Origin of the sequence: Algibacter sp. L4_22, from assembly GCF_023473045.1 — a bacterium.
GTDB lineage: Bacteria > Bacteroidota > Bacteroidia > Flavobacteriales > Flavobacteriaceae > Algibacter.
This window is the reverse complement of the sequence record NZ_JAMCOK010000004.1, coordinates 109,614-128,346: the sequence shown is the minus strand read 5'-3', so window position 1 is coordinate 128,346 and position 18,733 is coordinate 109,614. Positions and strand designations below refer to the sequence as shown.

The 18,733-nt window shown below is 33.6% G+C and carries 11 protein-coding genes; all 11 read right to left on the bottom strand.

From position 1 onward, the window contains the following. Positions 1–7 precede the first annotated feature (7 nt). Positions 8–1,603 carry a sulfatase gene (locus M4I23_RS12220; RefSeq protein ID WP_158850742.1) on the bottom strand — a complete coding sequence of 532 codons (1,596 nt, stop codon included), beginning with the start codon at positions 1,601–1,603 and terminating at the stop codon, positions 8–10. A gap of 12 nt (positions 1,604–1,615) precedes the next feature. Further along, on the bottom strand, positions 1,616–4,198 hold the full coding sequence (locus M4I23_RS12215; RefSeq protein ID WP_249754566.1) for a beta-glucosidase: 2,583 nt from the start codon (positions 4,196–4,198) through the stop codon (positions 1,616–1,618). A 5-nt stretch (positions 4,199–4,203) separates the two neighbouring features. Further along, positions 4,204–5,835, bottom strand: a complete 1,632-nt coding sequence (locus M4I23_RS12210) for an alpha-L-fucosidase (RefSeq protein ID WP_249754565.1) — start codon at positions 5,833–5,835, stop codon at positions 4,204–4,206. Then, on the bottom strand, positions 5,835–7,367 hold the full coding sequence (locus M4I23_RS12205) for a sulfatase-like hydrolase/transferase (RefSeq protein ID WP_249754564.1): 1,533 nt from the start codon (positions 7,365–7,367) through the stop codon (positions 5,835–5,837). The genes M4I23_RS12210 and M4I23_RS12205 overlap by 1 nt, the downstream gene beginning before the upstream one ends. 44 nt (positions 7,368–7,411) lie before the next feature. After that, the gene (locus tag M4I23_RS12200) at positions 7,412–9,709 is read right to left on the bottom strand and encodes a DUF5703 domain-containing protein (protein WP_249754563.1); all 2,298 of its coding nucleotides are present in this window, start codon (positions 9,707–9,709) and stop codon (positions 7,412–7,414) included. 46 nt (positions 9,710–9,755) lie between these two features. Beyond that, the gene (locus M4I23_RS12195) at positions 9,756–10,817 is read right to left on the bottom strand and encodes an alpha-L-fucosidase (protein WP_249754562.1); all 1,062 of its coding nucleotides are present in this window, start codon (positions 10,815–10,817) and stop codon (positions 9,756–9,758) included. A 17-nt stretch (positions 10,818–10,834) separates the two neighbouring features. After that, a complete protein-coding gene (locus M4I23_RS12190; RefSeq protein WP_249754561.1) occupies positions 10,835–12,457 on the bottom strand; it encodes a sulfatase in 1,623 nt (540 codons plus the stop codon). 43 nt (positions 12,458–12,500) lie between these two features. Next, positions 12,501–13,805 carry a sugar MFS transporter gene (locus M4I23_RS12185; protein WP_249754560.1) on the bottom strand — a complete coding sequence of 435 codons (1,305 nt, stop codon included), beginning with the start codon at positions 13,803–13,805 and terminating at the stop codon, positions 12,501–12,503. Between the two features lie 369 nt (positions 13,806–14,174). Then, positions 14,175–15,356 carry a PNGase F N-terminal domain-containing protein gene (locus M4I23_RS12180; protein WP_249754559.1) on the bottom strand — a complete coding sequence of 394 codons (1,182 nt, stop codon included), beginning with the start codon at positions 15,354–15,356 and terminating at the stop codon, positions 14,175–14,177. Next, complete coding sequence (locus M4I23_RS12175) at positions 15,353–17,572, bottom strand: GH92 family glycosyl hydrolase (protein WP_249754558.1); 2,220 nt, start codon at positions 17,570–17,572, stop codon at positions 15,353–15,355. Before M4I23_RS12175 ends, M4I23_RS12180 begins: the two co-directional genes overlap by 4 nt. Positions 17,573–17,707: 135 nt before the next feature. Beyond that, on the bottom strand, positions 17,708–18,727 hold the full coding sequence (locus M4I23_RS12170) for a N(4)-(beta-N-acetylglucosaminyl)-L-asparaginase (protein ID WP_249754557.1): 1,020 nt from the start codon (positions 18,725–18,727) through the stop codon (positions 17,708–17,710). Positions 18,728–18,733 lie beyond the last annotated feature (6 nt).

Here is an 18,733-nt window from a genome sequence, read left to right as displayed (position 1 = left end):
TTTAATCTTAATCATTCCAATGTGCATCAATTGCTGCAAGAACTTCAGGGTGATCTGTATCTAAATCTCCTAAAGCAACTCTTTGATTTAAAATTTCATTCTTCAACTCTTTAATAATATCTTGATATTCTGGATCGTAATAACCATTATGAATTTGAAGAGGATCTTTCTCCAAATCAAAGAAATCCCAATACTTTTTTGGTGCATTTTCTTTGGTATAACCATTTACCTTGTATGCATGTCCATAAGAAAATGACAAAGTGTATTGTTTTCCTTTAATTCCAAAGTGACCTGGACGATCTTTGGTATGATCCCAATAACGATAGTATCCGTATTTACGCCAGTCTGAAGATGTGTTTCCTTTTAAATTTTCTCTAAAACTATGTCCTTGCATGTCTTTAGGGTATTCAAGACCTGCATAATCTGCAAATAAGGCAGAGAAATCTACATTTTCTATCAAATCAGAATTACGAGTTCCAGCTGGAATTTCTTTTGGGTAACGAATAACAAAAGGCATATGGATAGACTCTTCATAAATTAAACGTTTATCAAAAAAACCATGTTCTCCTAAAAAATATCCTTGATCTGCAGTATAAATTACAATCGTATTTTCTGCTAAGCCAGATTCTTCTAAATATTTTAATAATTTACCAATGTTATCATCAATAGCTGCTCCACAACGCATAAAATCTTTCACATATTTTTGGTATGTTTTATAACGCGACTCCATTCTATCTAAACCGTCTACATCAAAAGGTAATCCAGGGTATTGCATATATCCAGGCACATTATCAGGATCTTTTGAAGCTACCAAATATCTGGTCTTTAAACTATCAATAGATTGGCCATTAAAAGATCTTCCTGTTGTATCTGGTCCTTCGTCGTAAAATGTAGAAGGCACAGGGATATCAACATCTTTATATAAGTGACTAAAACGTTCAGGGTAATCAAAAGGTTCATGTGTTGCTTTAAAATTACACATAGCCATAAACGGCTTCGATTTATCCCGATTTTCCATCCAGTCAATAGTCAAACCAGTAATAACATCGGTACTATATCCTTCGTATACTTTCCCACCTTCATCATAATCTTTCCAGTTCTCTTTTGTTTTCAAAATTGGGTCCCAATATCTACCTTGTCCTGGCAAAACGCAATAATAATCAAACTCATCTGTAGGCTCTTGCTTCATATGCCATTTACCTAATATAGAAGTTTGATACCCGCCTCTTTGCAAAACACCAGCAATAGTTTTATGACCTGTTGGCAAACCTGCACCTAAAGTTGTTACACCATTTATATGGCTATATTGCCCCGTAAGAACGGTAGCTCTACTTGGTGTACAAAGTGAATTAGACACCAAACAGTTATCTAATACCGCGCCTTCTGTAGCTAAACGTTGAATATTTGGTGTATGTACATAATCTTTTAATATACCGCCATATATACCTAAGGCCTGAGATGTATTATCATCTGCCATAATATACAAGATATTGGGCCTTGTATCTTTTGCTTCTTTTTTAACCTCCGTTTTATTTTTACAACTCGTAAAAACAAAGAGGCATAGTGCAAAAATTCCTAAATAAAATGATCTACTTTTTTCCATTTGGTTTTAATTTTAATTTATGACGTCTAAATTAATATTTATTAATTCATTAGAAGACTTTCCTATTCCTATTTTAAACAATCCTGGTTCTACAACCTGCTTATTTTCTTTAAAATTATAAAAGGCTAAATCTTCTGGTTTAATAGTGAATTTTACTCGAATTGTCTCATTTGGATTTAATGAAACACGTCTAATACCTCTTAGGCTTTTTAAAGGTCTTACTTCTTTACTTTCCAAATCTTTTATATAAAGTTGAACAACTTCTTCTCCCTTAATTTTTCCAACATTAGTAACATCTATACTTACCGATGTTGACCCATTAGTCTTTATTTTTTTATTCTTTAATTTTATATTTTCATAATTAAACTGAGCGTAACTTAATCCAAAACCAAAAGGATATAATGCTTCACCTTCAAAATATCTATACGTTCGGCCTTTCATACTATAATTTACGAAGGGAGACAACTCTTTTATTGATTTGTAAAATGTTATTGGTAATCTACCAGACGGATTGTAATCTCCAAAAAGTACATCAGCAATCGCATTACCGCCAAGTTCTCCAGGATACCAAGCTTCTACAATAGCTGATAAATTATCATTCTCCCAGTTTACGGCTAAAGCACTACCGTTAAGCAATACTAAAACAACAGGTGTTCCTGTTTCGTGTAATGCTTTTAATAACTCCTTTTGTACTTCTGGTAATTGAATATCCGTTTTATCACCACCTTTGAAACCTTTAGAATTTACTGGCATCTGCTCACCTTCTACACCTGGAGAAATTCCTCCTACAAAAACAACAACTTCAGATTTTTTAGCTAATTCAATCGCTTTTTCAAAAGAAGTTTTCCCTGGTGTAGTCCACAATAATTTTAATTTAGCAGGGTAACCTTCATGTAAATATTTAATTGAAATTTGGTACGTTTTTCCTTTTTCTAAATGAATTCTCTCTTTTACAACTCTACGTTTTAAGTCTTTAGTATTATCAACTATTATTTTTCCATCAATAGCTAATGTATAGCCTTTATTACTTTGAAGTCCTAATTGATAATCTCCTGAAACGTCTACTTTAAGAGTTCCTGTGTATAAAACTCCAAATTTAATCTCGTTTAAACCATTTACTGGGTTTGAATTCCAGTTAGAATTCACCCCATGTTCAACTCTCGTAACTAAAGGCGTTCCTAAAAAATCATGATTATTATAATACTTAGCTTGAAGTCCGTTTTCAGTTTCGAAACTCAAAAACTCATTAGGAATTAAAGACATTGCCGGCTCTTTAGAAATTAATTCAGTGCCTGCTTCATAATAAATTTCTGTATCTTTAGATACTTTATTTTTCACCCCTTCTAAAGGTGTGAAGTATTGAGACGGAAACCCATTATAGTTTCCTAAAAGCACTTCTAAATCATTGGCATTAGGACCAATAACAGCAATAGATTTTACATCTTTCTTTAATGGTAAAGTATTATTCTTGTTCTTTAATAAAACAATAGATTTCTGAGCTGTTTCTAAAGCTAAAGCTCTGTGTTTTTCAGAACTTACTACACTCATAGGAATACTTGCGTACGGTACCATCTCTTCAGGGTCGAACATTCCTAATTTAAAACGAGCTTTTAGTACTCTTTTTAAAGAGATGTCTATTTCGTCTTCGGTTATATCTTTTTTAGCTACAGCACTTATTAAATACTCGTAACGCGAACCACAGTTTAAATCTGTTCCGGCTAAAACTGCCACTGCTGCAGCGGCTTCTTTAGAATCTACGTAGTTATGATAATCGTGAATATCTCTAATCGCATTACAATCTGAAACAACATAACCTTTGAAACCCCAATCTTTACGTAAAATATCATCTAATAATTGATGACTTGCGCAACATGGTTTCCCCATATATCTGTTATAAGCGGCCATGATAGAATAAGCTTTCCCTTCTACAATAGTCGCTTCAAACGCCGGTAAATAAGTATCATATAAATCACGTTCTGTAGTTGTGGCATCAAAAAAATGTCTTTCAGGTTCAGGACCGCTATGTACTGCAAAATGCTTTGGAGTTGCAACTAGTTTCAAATATTTTGGATCATTACCTTGCATACCTTTTACAAAATTAACACCCATACGAGAGGTTAAATAAGGATCTTCACCATAAGTTTCTTGTCCGCGTCCCCAACGTGGATCACGAAAAATATTTACGTTTGGTGTCCAGTAAGTTAACCCTTCATACCTTTTAAATGAGTTATTTCTTAAAGCTTCATGGTGTTTAGCACGCGCTTCATCTGAAATTACTACGGCATCATTGTAAATTAAATCGGTATCAAAAGTTGCGGCTAAACCAATAGCCTGAGGGAAAACCGTGGCTTTACCAGCACGTGCTACACCGTGTAAACACTCATTCCAATATTCATGTGCTGGTACTTTTAATCTTGGAATAGCAGGAGCATCATTCATCATTTGTGCTACTTTCTCCTCTAAAGTCATTCTAGAAACTAAGTCGTCTACACGCTCATCAAAAGATAATGATGTCTCTAAATATGGCATGCTTTCTTGAGCTATACCAAAACAGCAATGAAATATTAATATCCAAAACAGATAGATTTTGCACATAATTTTTATTTAAATTTTGCCTTTAAAACTACTGGATAACTATCGCCATTAACCGCAGGCATATTAATAGCTAAACCATTATTGGTTTGCTTAAAAGTTACTTTTCTACCGTCGTATAGTTGCGTTAAATTTTTTAAGCTGCCAGGACTTAATTTACTTGATTTTACAAATGAAGGAATTATGAATTCACCGCCTTTTGGATTCATTACTATAATATAGAAATCGTCTCCTTTGGTTGTGTAACGCACTTCATCATGATAAAATGCAGGTGTTGCTGTTGTACGTTGGTTAAAATGCTCGCCGTGTTTTTGAGATTCTGTAGCATTACGTAATTCTCCTTCAACAGTTTCAACATCTTCACCTCGAACACTTTTACCATCGCCATAAACAGTCCATGGTCTAGTACCATAAATAGCTTCGCCATTAATTTTAAGCCAATCGCCAACAATTTTTACACTCTTTTTAATTTCATGCGGAATGGTGCCATCAGGATTTAGTTCCATACTTAAAAGCAAATTTCCGTTTTTACTAACGGCTTCAATTAGCATTTCTAAAATTGTACGGGCATTATGAGTTAGGTGATGATCTTTTTTATAAAACCAATCGGTAAACGTAATTTCCGATTGCCAAGGGTATTCTCTTAAGGTATTACTACCGCCAGATTCTACTTCATTAACGGTTCCTTTTGCTTGTCTTTTTAAAAGCATTACAGCATCTATTTTGCCATTTTCTTTTAAGCTATTATTGTAAAGTTTACGAGTAACTTCTTTACCGTAATCACCATACGTAAAGTTAAAGCCATCATTATATAATAGATCTGGTTTGTAATTTGTAACTAGTTCAATATGGCGCTTTAACCAGTTTTTCTTAATATCTTCAATAATTTCTGGTGTACGATCTTCTGGTGCTGGACCATATAAATTTTTAGGATCTAAACCTTCCCACCAAAGTCCTTTACCATCTACTTTAGCTAAACGAGCATCATAAGGCACACCTGCATATTTACCTTCTTTATCTGCTCCAAAAGCCGGTTTCCACCAGTTAAGAAAACGGTCGTCATGGCTAGTAACGCCGAATTTTAAACCTGCGTTACGTGTAGCCTTTTCAAACTCGCCAATAATATCTTTTTTAGGACCTACATTTACAGAATTCCATTCGTGATATGTAGAATTAAACAAATCGAAATGGTCATGATGGTTTGCTAAAGCAACAATATATTTAGCTCCATTTTCTTTTGAAAAATCAATTAATTCTTGAGCGTCAAATTTTTCAGCTTTCCACTCATTTATAACATCTTTAAAACCAAATTCTGAAGGATGACCGTAAGTCTGTAAATGATATGAATTTGCCATTTTCCCAAACTTCTGTTTACCTACATCTTGCATATACATGTGTCGAGCGTACCAGCCACCACCTTGCTCCGGAACACTTTGTGGCCCCCAATGAAACCAAATACCAAACTTAGCATCTCGAAACCATTCTGGACACTCATATTGAGATGCAAGCTCATCCCAAGATAATTCTTGTTCCTGAGCTGTAGCAAAATTGATATTTAAAAGCATTAATAAACCCACAAAAAAAGAGTTGAATACAACTGTTTTTTGAAGGTTATTTTTAAATAAATAACTTAAATTCATTATTTTTTAAAATTATAATCTTCTGGATGATCAAAAAGTCCAAATTCTTTTTTAGTTAAATCAGCAAGATCACCTGTTTCTTTTATTAATTTTTCTAACTCTAATGTTAAATCTTCTTTTACATTATTATAGTTTTCATCTTCAATTAGATTAATTAATTCCCAAGGGTCATTTTTAACACTAAATAATTGATAAGTGTAGGTGTCATTTTTTGAACTTACTATTAATTTAAATTCCCCTTTACGGACTGCTCTGTGCCCACCATGATTATTTATATTTGGTTTAAAAGCTTCACCTGGCCAAGAGTTATAAGCATAAAGCATACTCGTTCTAACTTCTTTAGCATCACCTTCTATAACAGGTGTTAAATCTTCTGTTTGCACAGATTCAGGAATTTCTAAACCTGTTAAACCACATAATGTTGGAAAAACATCATGTAAGTAAGCCAATGCAGCTGTCTTTTTGTTTTTAGGAATATTTGGCCCAACAAATACTAATGGTACACTAACACTATGCTCATATACATTTTGCTTTCCTAATAAACCATGTTGCCCTAAAGCAAGCCCATTGTCTCCAGCCAATACAATGATTGTATTATCTGCTTTACCTGAGTCTTTTAAAGCTTTTAAAACACGTCCAATTTGAGCATCGGTAGCAGTAATCATTCCATAATAATCTGAAATTTCTTTTTGAATAGCCTCAGGAGTTCTAGGGAATGGTAACAATACTTCATCTCTAATTCTTTCATCAGCAATTTCAAAAGGATGTTGAGACATAAAATTTTCTGGCAACGCCATGTCTTCATTTGGATACATATCCTTAAATTTTTGTGGCGGTGTACGTGGATCATGGGGTGCTGTAAAAGCAACATACATTAAAAATGGATCTTCTTTTTTATAATCATTTAAAAAACCTACTGCAGCATCACCAAAAACTTCACTACTAAATTTTTCTGTGTCTTTATAAGGTGCAGACCATCCTGTTTCTGGAGTATAATCTTTCACTTTAGTTCCGTAATGTGTTGTCATTCCTCCTAAAAAGGCAGATTTCACATAGTCGAATCCGCGTTCTACCCAAGGCTCGCCATTATGCTGTTTTCCTGTAGCAAAAGTTTTATAACCATTGGCTTTAAAATATTCTGGAAAAGTTAGTTTATCGCTTTGTCCTTTTTCTTCCTTCGGAAAAGCAAATTGTGCATAAACATTGGGTTCAATATTAAAATAATGACGACCTGTCATTAACATAGCTCTACTTGGTGAACAAACAGCAGCAGTTGTTGCTCCTAAAATGTATGAATTTGTAAATGATGTTCCATTATCAACCAATTGATCCATATTGGGTGTTTGAACATTGTACTTATCCATTGCACCTATTGTACCTCCTCTTTGATCGTCTGTAAATAAGAAAAGTATGTTTGGCTTTTTAGTCTCTTCTTTAACAACTTCTTTATTCTCTTCTTTTTCTTTACACGCATTAACACATACAAAAAGTATTAAAACTAATATTTTGATTAGATATTTGATATTGCTCATTCTTGAACCTTTATTTATTAATAATATGAATTTTAAATTCTATTTTATTCCCAAATGTCAGGCTTGGGAGCTTCTAATTTTTGACCTATAAAAACATCTTTTTTACGATCTGAAGGTGTCACTTTTAATTCTTTAATTTCTCCGCTAACTATCTTTCCTTCAACTAGAGTATTCCTTTTAGCATAAAGTTTAAACTCGCCACTCCATGCTTCAGGAAAAGCTGGTAAAAGCACTATTTTACCTTCAACATTTTGTAAAATCATACGTTGTAATGCTGTAGCCGCTACTGATGAATGTTGTACATCTGGCGTTCCGTCGTGAGTAGACATAAAAAACCCAGGATAACGTTGCTCTGGAACTGGGCGATGTAGTGCCCAAACGACTTCTTTTTGAACAGAATCTGTTAAGCCAACCATTGCAGCCATAATAGCTTCTGGATGCCAGCCACCACGAATGTAACCTGGTGCCCATTTTGGATTTTCTCCGCCAACATCATTTACTAAAGTTGTTCTGTTTTTATAAGTGTCTTGCGCCATTTTTAAATCGGGCAAACCAACACCGTATAAATGATATGGAAAAACCGAATACAATTCTGCTACTTCCACATTTGCTTTTTTAGATTTTATAACTTCAGCGTTAGCTAAAATTTTAGTACCATTTTTAACTCTTGTTGGAATATCTGGAACACGAGACAATAATGCTTTCCAATAAGTTCTATCTGCTTTAGTAGTTAAATCTTCAGGTAATTTAAGTAAACTATTCAACACAGATCGTAGGCCTGCAATAAAAGGCATTGGATTATCTGCATCACGAAATGATTCTAAAACATGAACATCTGGGAAGTATAATTTCCCGTCTTTATGTGGCCAATGTAAATCGAAAAACTTTACAATTTCTGAAGCAAAAGGGATAAACTCTTCTTTTGCAAAAGTTTCATCTTGTGTATAATCAAAACGTTCTGATAAATACCAAGCTACTTCCAAACCTGCATTCCAGTGCGTTCTATGCCATTGAGATTGTTGTTGTCCTGGTTCTAAACCTGTTCTGTCTATTCCATATACACCCGGAGCAATAACTCCCCAAAGTGTTGTTGATTCTCTAATTACCGTACCTTCATGACCAAAAACGGTATTTGAATGTTCTTTCATCAAATCAAAACCTCTCATGTATAGGTTGATAAAAGAATTGGCATATTTAAATTGCCCAGCGGCGTTCATGGAATAAAAGGGTAAGCGCACATTTTGATGCAACATCAAGTTACCCCAAGAACGATGGTCTTTATCTTTAAAATGTTTTATGCCTGTATGGTTTCTTTGTAAAACTTCGTTTAAATCGGGAGCAAACATAGAGCCATTCCAAATTATAGGGAATTCACCTTCGCCAGCCATAGCATTTAAATACATGGTGTAAGCGTAACCTGCACTTGTTTGTTTTGCTTCTTTAAAACCGCTTAAATGAATGTAACTACTTTTCCAGAAATTGTTCCACCAAGTGGTGTGGGCTTGCCAATTGGCTTTTAAGTTTTCCTTTTTAGAAGAAGATTCTTTTATTTCAGCTAACCATTTATCAGCAGTTTCAGTACGTTTGTTAAGCGTGTAAATTTTTAAATGATTACACTTTCTTTCTTTTGACGACATTGTCGTACTAGAAGTGTTCGTCATTTTATCACCAACTACCATAGCACCAAAAGTTCGATTCTCTAAAACATCATCTAAATTTTCTGGCCTCGTAATTTCTAATGCTTTTATAGTCCAATCGAAAGCTTTTGTATTAGCATTTCTATGATACCAAGTAATTGCTTTTTTATTATCTGCAACAATAACATCAGCAGATTCGGTTATTCCACCAGGAATTCCTTTAAGATTAGTTTCTTTAATAATTTGAGCTTCATCTCTCCAATCATGAAGTTTTACATTCAATTTAAATTTTGAATCTGCATTGTTTTCAATATGAATGATTTCACTATTTTTATCAATCCAAATTTTAGATTTAAAACCATCATTGCCTTCTAAATAGATAACACCTTCGCTTAAAACAAGTTCTTGTTTAAAGTTGTTTTCAAAAGGGTTTGGAGACACTTCAACTTCTACATCTCCTAATTTTAAAAGTCGGTGCGCTTCAGACCAAGCATCAATATGTCTAACAGAAATCCAAATATGTCCGTTTTCTAAAACAGAAACTAAAGCGCCAGTTGTTCCATTTCCCAGAGGCATGGCATCTGAAGCTATTTTACTTTTCTCTGTCCAAGAAACATTATATTCATCTACAGATATACTTTGACTATATAATTTGATTGATACCAAACATAGACAGATTAATATAGATGTGATTTTAAATTTCATATTTAGGTGTCTTTTTTGGTTATTGCTAAATACCGAGGTATATGTATTACTTCGCTTCCTTTTTTAATATTTCACCTACCTGCTTTAAAATCTTTACAGACTTTTGCGGTACCTCTCCATTACCATTAGGACCAATATTTAGTAACAAATTGCCTCCTTTGCCATTAATATCTTTTAATTTTGCATATACTACTTCTGGGGTTTTCCAATCGGTATCTTTAATTTTATATCCCCAAGAATCATTTAAAGTATAACAAGCTTCCCAATAATAATCCACTTTATCTTCTAAATGAAACTGCTCTGGTGTTCCAAAATCTTTTTTAAATATTTTTCTTTTAGCAACTCTGTTATTTATGATAATACTAGGTTTTAATTCTCTAATGTATTGGTACAAATCTTTACCATCTTCTAGAGTCCACCAGTCTACCCAATCCGCATCGAACCAAATAATTTCACTGTCGTACTTTTCGATAAGCTCTTTAATTTGGTTTTTCATGTAATTAACATATTCGGCTTTTCTGCCTTCTTTCATGCTAATTTGTCCCCAATTATGCTTTTTAGTTTTTTCGTTAATTGTTACAACCTGACTTGGGTGATGCCAATCGATAATGCTATAATATGTTCCGAAATGAAGACCTTCTTTTTTACAGGCATCAGATAATTCTTTTATAAAATCACGCCCTTTCATTGGAGATGATGCGATGTCAAAATCGGTGTATTCAGAATCCCATAAACAAAAACCTTCGTGATGTTTGGTTGTTATTACCAAATATTTCATGCCTGCTTTTTTCGCTAATTTCACTATTTTTTTCGCGTTGAAATCTTTGGGATCCCATGTGTTTATTAATTTAGCGTATTCATCTGTAGGAATATCCTGATTACTTTGTATCCATTCAGCATATCGCCCTTCTTCATTGCCTTTGTATATCCCTCCTAATTGACTGTAAAGCCCAAAATGAATAAACATCCCATATTTTGCATCATTAAACCATTGCATTCTTTTTTTAAAGTTAGTCTCTGGTTCTTCTATGTAATTTACATCTTGCTGAGCAATTGTTGGGGTAATCATTAATAAGAACAGTAATAGAGTTATATATCTATCTTTCATAGGGGTTACTGCTTTTATTAGTGTATATTTTTAGCGCTTAAATAGCGTTGCAAATTTTCTTCATTCAAAGCATCGCTATCACCATACTTTGTTCTCATTTTCTCAAGTTGCTTGTGCATATCTTCCTTCACAGAAGCATATTCAGTGTCTTCATAAACATTATGCATTTCTGTTGGATCTTTTTTTAAATCATACAGTTCCCATTTATCAATATCATAATAAAAATGAATCAACTTATAACGATCTGTTCTTACTCCATAATGACGCTTTACTTTGTGTTCCGCAGGATACTCATAGAATGTGTAATAAATAGCATCTCGCCATTCACTAGCTTCACCATTTACTAATTGTCTCAACGATTCTCCTTGTATGCTTTTATCAATATCTACACCTGCGTAATCTAAAAATGTTGGAGCAAAATCAATATTTTGTACTAACTCATCAATTACTGTTCCCGCTTTTATTTCTTTCGGGTATTTCATTAAAATAGGTGTTCTAAAAGACTCTTCATACATAAAGCGTTTATCGAACCAACCGTGTTCTCCTAGATAAAACCCTTGATCTGATGTGTAAACAACAATTGTATTTTCTTCTAAACCGTTCTCTTTTAAATAATCCAAAACTTGACCAACACCGTCATCCACAGATTGTATTGTTCTAAGGTAGTCGTGCATGTATCGGTTATATTTCCAAACAGCTAAATCTTTCCCTTCAAGGTTTTTAGATTTAAAATCGGCAATAATAGGATCGTAATAAGCATCCCAAGCGACTTTTTGCTCATTGGTCATTCTATCGTACCTCTTTTGAAACATACTTCTATATTTCGTTTTAAGCTCGCCTTCCTTATCAAGCATTTTTAAATCGTAAACCAAATCCATGTCTTTATAGATACTCATTTCTTGTCCAGCTGCTGCAGGTCTGTCTTCATAATCATCAAAGAAATTTGCAGGCGGATCGAATGTTATACTATCCATTAAAGTCAAGTACTTTTCTTCTGGCATCCATGTTCTATGCGGTGCTTTTTGATGATACATTAACAAAAATGGCTTGTCTTTTTCGCGCTTAGTATCTAACCAATCTAAAGCGATATCTGTAGTTACATGGGTAATGTAACCTGGATATGTTTTCTTAACACCATTCTCTATAAAATCTGGCGAGTAGTATTGCCCTTGACCAGGAAGTACATTAGAATAATCGAAGCCTTGTGGTAAACCATCTAAATGAATTTTGCCTACTAAGGCTGTTTCATATCCGTTTTTTTGCAATGCTTTAGCGAAGTTATCTTGATCCCAATTAAAAGGACGAATATTATCTACTTTACCATTTTTAAAACTATGTTTACCAGTAAGAATTGCTGCTCTACTTGGTGCGCAAATTGAATTATTTACAAAACCTTTATTAAAAATAGCACCTTCTTTAGCAATTCTATCAATATTCGGCGTGTTGTTTAATCCATGACCGTAAGCACTAATAGCTTGGTAGGCATGGTCATCACTCATTATAAAAACAATATTTGGTTTTTGAGGAGTTTCAACTTCAACTTTAGCTTCATCTTTACAGCTAAAGCATAACATGAAAACCGATAAAACTACCAAGTAGGAATTATTCAGTTTTGTTGTATTTAGAATGTATTTTGCCATTTTTATCAATTGAATTGTTAATGTTTGTTATTCTATGAGATATTTATTTCTTTCCAATTTTGTGTCCCCAAACAGCAAAGAACAAAATAAGAGCGTAACAAGGAATTAAGATCCAATAACTACTTGTTGCAGCGCTTGAAGTTGCTTGTACTTGGTCTATACCACTTAATATTAGTTCGTTTTTATTAGCATCTACAATTCTTCCGTATAGTGGTGGAATAATTGCACCACCTGAAATTGCCATAATTAATAAGGCAGAAGCGGTTTTTGTAAATTTCCCTAAACCTTCCAATGTTAAAGGCCAAATAGCTGGCCAAACTAAGGCATTTGCAATACCTAAAGCGGCTACAAACAGAATAGAAGTGAAACCTGTAGTGAATAAAATACATAAACTAAATACAATACCAAGTATTGCACTTGCTATTAAAGCTGTTTTTTGTTTAACGTATTTTGGAATTAAAAACACACCTAATGCATAAGTTGCTACCATGGCCATAAGGGTGTATGTTGTAAAATACTTAGCTTCTTCTCCTGTAAAGCCTAATGAGATTCCGTAAGATATAATAGTATCTCCAGCAATTACTTCTGCGCCTACATATACAAATAAGGCTAAAACACCTAACCATAAATGTGGGAATTGAAAGATACTAGTTTTAGTGCTTTTACCTTCTATTGTACCCTCTGAGTCTTCTGCTTCAACATCTGGTAATGGAGCCATTCTAATTAAAACACCCAATACAAAAAGAACGATAGCCATAATTAAATAAGGCATAAATACGCTATCGGCCATAGTATCTAAAAGTACATTTTTCTCTTCTAAAGAAACGCTTCCTAATTTATCCTTAACTTCATCTATACCCGATAGTAATAATGCACCAAAAATCAAAGATCCTAAAGCTCCTGCAGTTTTGTTTGCTATTCCCATAATAGCAATACGTTTCGCTCCACTTTCCATTGGGCCTAAAATTGTGATGTATGGGTTGGCAGCTGTTTGTAAAAGCGTCATACCAACACCTTGAATAAAAATACCTGTTAAAAATACCCAGTAAGTTCTAGCTTCGGCTGCAGGTATAAAAAGTAAAGCACCTATACCCATAATAATTAAGCCCAAAGACATACCTTTTTTATAACCTATCTTATTTAATATATAAGATGCTGGCAATGCCATTAAAACGAAAGAGATGTAAGATGCAGAAGCGACTAAATAAGATTGCGCATCTGTTAATTCGTTTATGGTTTTCATGAAAGGAATTAACGCCCCGTTGATCCAGGTAACGAATCCAAAAATGAAAAACAAACTCGCTATAATAACGATTGGAACTAGATTACTTTTTTTTGGTGATTGCATATTTTTTTTGATTTTTATTATTAAATCTGAATAAATAAAAAAAAATACAAAAAATCTAATGGTTGGTTCCCATTCTAATTCTTTAGTCGATTAATTGTTTTTTTGAATTTTGCAGATAGTTTTAATTGTTGACTAAATTAGATGTTATAATGTATTGAAACAAATACTAAGTTAGTAGAAAACTATTTTATTCTTTTAAGAAAAGGGAGGACGTTATGAGGATCCTCCCTTAGACTTAAAATAAAACAAAACTAAACTTCAAATAAACTTACCATAAAGTAACTGACTTTAAAGAAAACCAAGAAATTAGTTCGACGAATAACAATTCTAAAAAGGCGTTGGTTAAAAACATTTTAAATTAATGTTATTTTATCTCTCGTAAGTGATGTAGGCAGAAACTAACCAATGGTTAGTCTTATCTTTTTCCGCTTTTGTAGCGGGAATACTTATAGTTAAATTTTGCTCACCAAGTTTTAAATCGCCTAACTCTGCAACATAAGGTGTCACTTTAGAGCCTGGACACCAGTTAGATCTAGATAAATCTGAAGAAGCAAGACGTTCTTCTATTTCTTTAATTTTGTAGGTTTTTGCTTTTCGGTCCCTATAATAGGTTGAGTCTTTTCGTAACCAAACACCAGAAGTAGGGTTAAAACGTCTAAACGAAGCACAATCATCTCTCCAAGGAATTGTATCGATTACCGTTTTCTCATTAAATAAAACGCTGTTCTTTATTTTTATAAATTCATCGCCACCACTATGCCCACCATGACCTGTAGTTATATAATGAAGTTTTGCGTTTTTTATATTTTTATCTAAGTTGAAAGTATATTCTAGAGGTCCTTCAGCAAAAAAATAAGGTAAAGCTTGACCTTTAACATAGCTCACCACATTTATTAACGGTATTACGTTTCGCTGCGTTTTTGGTCTACCAGAATAACTAAGACTCAAATCTATTTTATAACCTACTTTGGTCCAAGTATCAATCCAAACACCTACATAGAAAGTATCGCTAACAATACTTTCTAAATCTGATATATCTTCATTCCAAACCACTTCCTTTTCCCATTTTGGTACATAAACAGGTTTTCTATGTTTAACCTTATCGTTACTATAATGTCCAACACCAAAAGGCGTCATAAACCTTAATAATTCAACAACAGGTTTATAATTTTCGGTTGCTTTAACTCCTCCATGTTTTTCATTAACATAAGAATCCTTAGGAAATTCCGCTTTAGCCTCTGCTATATTTAAAAATGAAATATCATCTGGATTTGTAATTACAAAGCAAGAACCCGATTTGTCCCATTTATCACCATTAGAACGTAGCGATAATTTAATATTAACGTCTGTTCCTTTTTTAAATTTTGGAACGGTAACTTTCTTTAAAATAACTCGACCACCTTGCAGTCTAATAATTTCAGGGTCATCAACCGTTGTCTTTCCATAATTTATTATTTGATCTTTAAATATTACTTTTTCTATTTTGTTTTGCGAAAAAGAAATTGAAACACTTATTAGAAGAATGAATAAAACTATTGACCTGACTTTCATTTTAAATTGATTTTTAATTTAGAACCTTTTATTAAATCTGAATGGTTTATAAAGTAGCTTTTATGCGTTTTACCATCGAGTTGAATATTATTTATAACACCATTCTTAATCCCTTCTTTTTCAATAACCAAGGTTTCCCCTTTATAGTAATTAGAATCTAATGTAATAGTGATTTTATCGAAAACAGGTGTAGATATCGTGTAAATAGGCTCTCCTGGAGATACTGGGTAAATCCCCATCATACTATAAATTAACCAGGCAGACATAGTACCTGTATCATCATTTCCAGGGAGGCCAGCGGGTTTGTTTTGGAAATATTTTTCCATTAATTCATTTACCATTTTCTGAGTACGCCATTCTTCCCCTTTAACATAATTAAACAAATAAGGATAGGCTATATCTGGTTCATTTGCCATATCGAATTGGTTTGTGCTAAATACTTTTTGAAGCTGATTACTAAATGCTTTTTGTCCGCCCATTAATTTCATTAATCCTTTTATATCATGCGAAACCATAAACGCATATTGCCAAGCATTTCCTTCTATAAAACCAATATTTTTAGTAAAATTTGCTCCAGCTAAAGGGTCGAAAGGTTCATACCAAGAACCATCTGCATTTCGCGGACGTAAAAGTTTTAGGTTCTTATCAAATAAAGATCGGTAAGAAATAGAACGTTTAGAGAACCGTTTATAATCTTCTTTTTTACCCAATGATTTTGCTAGTAACGCTATAGAAAAATCTGTAGCATTATATTCTTGAGTTGTAGATACAGAACCAATTTGTTGGCTTGTTAAATAACCTTTTTCTATATAAGGTTTAATACCAGGGCGCAACGGATTATTTTCTAAAGCATCGGCACTTTTCACCATCGCTTCGTATGCTTTTTCAACATCAAAATCGGTGATGCCTTTTAAATAGGTATCGGTTAGAATTATACCTGCAGGATCACCAACCATTGTTGTGGTTTCAGTAGCATTTAGTTCCCATTTTGGAAGCCAACCACTTTCGTCATAAATATCAAGCATACTTTTAACCATATCCGATTGTTGCTTCGGATACACCAAAGACATCAACGCATGCAGGTTTCTATACGTATCCCAAAAAGAAAACACAGTAAAACGCGTATTCTCAGTTTTTAATGTTTCGCGAGTTGACATTTTCGGATATTCACCATTAAAATCGTTAAGAATATTAGGATGAATTAAGGTGTGATATAATGCTGTATAAAATATGGTTTTATCATCTAGAGTACCACCTTCTACTTTAATTTTAGATAGCTGCTTTTCCCAATTAGACTCACTTTGTTTCTGTAAATCTTCAAAAGTAAATTCTTGCGTTTCCTTTTCTAAATTCTCTCTGGCATTCTCTATACTTACGTACGATACGCCTATTTTCACTTCTACTTGTGTGGGTTTATCAAAATTGTAACTAAAATAACTTCCAATACTATCACCTAAAACTTCCTTACGGTAGCCTTCCATTATTCTTGGTTTCCCATTATAAGGCATCCATTCTGCTTCGGCTCCTTTATATTTACGCGGTGTTTTCCAAACGCCAAAAGATTCTGCAGGTTTACTAAATTTTGCAACAAAATAAACAGGATAAGCTTCCTCTGGTTTATAATAACAAAACGATCCTACAGTTCTAATACCTTCAACTTCTGTTGGTGATACAATTTTAATGGCCGCGCCTTCTTCATTGGTTAACCCTAATCCAAGATTCAATAATATATTCGATTTACCTTTAGGAAATGTATATCTAGAGATACCTGTTCTAGTGGTAGCCGTTGTTTCTACTTTAATTTTATACCTAGTTAAAACATTAGAATAGTAACCAGCTTTGGCTATTTCGTTTGTATATGCACTCCCGTATTTTAAATAATTTGTTTCTAGTTCACCAGTAGTTGGCATCAATAAAATAACACCCAAATCTGGACAACCCACTCCACTTAAATTAACATGAGAATATCCTGTTAAAAATGTGTTCTCATTTACGTAGGGATTAGACAACCATCTGCTATCTTTTTCTAAAGTGTTTTGTTTTCCCGCAACATTAAAAGGCGATACACTTACCATACCTCTTGGCGCAATAGCTCCAGGATTTGTAGCACCAAAATTTGATGTTCCTATAAACGGATTAACAAATTTTGTAAACTCTTGTGCTTCTAAAATAAAAACATTGATTAAAATCGATATTATAAGAAGTTTGTTTTTCATAAGAAATTAATGTTATCAGTATTTTTGGATAAGTTTACTTTTAAATATCTTCTTGATTCCCAATTACCAAAAATAAAAAAACCTCTCAATTCCATTTCATCATTGGAAGTAAAAGGTCTTTTAATTTCTATGTATTTAATCTTTCCAAGTCATCTTAAAGTCTGGCTTTTCCATTCTATTCCCATTCTCACCATCACAAATGGCAAAATTAAAACCACCACGTAAACTATAACCACCGTATTCACCTTGCTTATTTACCGCAATAAAACCAACCTGAAGATAAGGCATGTCTTTATGGTTTTTGTGCTTATTGTAAATACGCTCTACAATAATTTTACAAGCTTCGTTTGGCGATTTTCCTTGGCGCATTAATTCTACAACCATAGCGCTCCCTGCTGTTCTAATTACAGCTTCTCCCAAACCTGTAGCTGCTGCTCCACCAACCTCATTATCTAAAAACAAACCTGCACCAATTATGGGAGAATCGCCAACGCGACCATGCATTTTCCATGCTGCGCCACTCGTTGTACAACCTCCAGATAAATTACCATCGGCATCAATAATTAGCATACTTATGGTATCGTGATTCTCTATATTTATTACGGGTTGGTATTTAGATTTCTCTAACCAGTTTTTCCAAGCTTTTTCAGATTCGGCCGTCAATAAATTTTCCTTTTTAAAACCTTGAGCTAATGCAAAATCTTGAGCGCCTTTACCGGTAAGCATAACATGCGGTGTTTCTTCTAGAACTTTTCTAGCCACCGAAATAGGATGTTTTATGTCTTGCAAAAAAGATACCGATCCACAATCGCTATTTTGATCCATAATACAAGCATCTAGCGTTACTTTGCCTTCTCTATCAGGAAGACCTCCATAACCAACGCTTCTTACTTTTGGATCTGCTTCAGATATTTTTAAACCTGTTTCAATCGCAGAGATTCCAGAATCACCTATTTTCAAAGCATTCCAAGCAGCTTCATTTGCTGCCAAACCATGGTTCCAAGTAGAAATTATTACTGGTTTTTTAACCGGCTTTAATGGTATTGTTTTATTTGCTGAAATAGCTTCGGCTGCTTGAGCCCCACAAGCACTAAATGCGCTAAGAGCAACAGAACCTAATGCTGCCTTTTTTATAAATTTTCTTCTACTTGACATAAAATG

What these genes read in the sequence shown, in the direction of transcription:
- M4I23_RS12170 (WP_249754557.1), bottom strand. Translation starts at nt 18,727, where the DNA reads ATGTCAAGTAGAAGAAAATTTATAAAAAAGGCAGCATTAGGTTCTGTT.
- M4I23_RS12195 (WP_249754562.1), bottom strand. Translation starts at nt 10,817, where the DNA reads ATGAAAGATAGATATATAACTCTATTACTGTTCTTATTAATGATTACC.
- M4I23_RS12215 (WP_249754566.1), bottom strand. Translation starts at nt 4,198, where the DNA reads ATGTGCAAAATCTATCTGTTTTGGATATTAATATTTCATTGCTGTTTT.
- M4I23_RS12210 (WP_249754565.1), bottom strand. Translation starts at nt 5,835, where the DNA reads ATGAATTTAAGTTATTTATTTAAAAATAACCTTCAAAAAACAGTTGTA.
- M4I23_RS12200 (WP_249754563.1), bottom strand. Translation starts at nt 9,709, where the DNA reads ATGAAATTTAAAATCACATCTATATTAATCTGTCTATGTTTGGTATCA.
- M4I23_RS12190 (WP_249754561.1), bottom strand. Translation starts at nt 12,457, where the DNA reads ATGGCAAAATACATTCTAAATACAACAAAACTGAATAATTCCTACTTG.
- M4I23_RS12185 (WP_249754560.1), bottom strand. Translation starts at nt 13,805, where the DNA reads ATGCAATCACCAAAAAAAAGTAATCTAGTTCCAATCGTTATTATAGCG.
- M4I23_RS12180 (WP_249754559.1), bottom strand. Translation starts at nt 15,356, where the DNA reads ATGAAAGTCAGGTCAATAGTTTTATTCATTCTTCTAATAAGTGTTTCA.
- M4I23_RS12205 (WP_249754564.1), bottom strand. Translation starts at nt 7,367, where the DNA reads ATGAGCAATATCAAATATCTAATCAAAATATTAGTTTTAATACTTTTT.
- M4I23_RS12220 (WP_158850742.1), bottom strand. Translation starts at nt 1,603, where the DNA reads ATGGAAAAAAGTAGATCATTTTATTTAGGAATTTTTGCACTATGCCTC.
- M4I23_RS12175 (WP_249754558.1), bottom strand. Translation starts at nt 17,572, where the DNA reads ATGAAAAACAAACTTCTTATAATATCGATTTTAATCAATGTTTTTATT.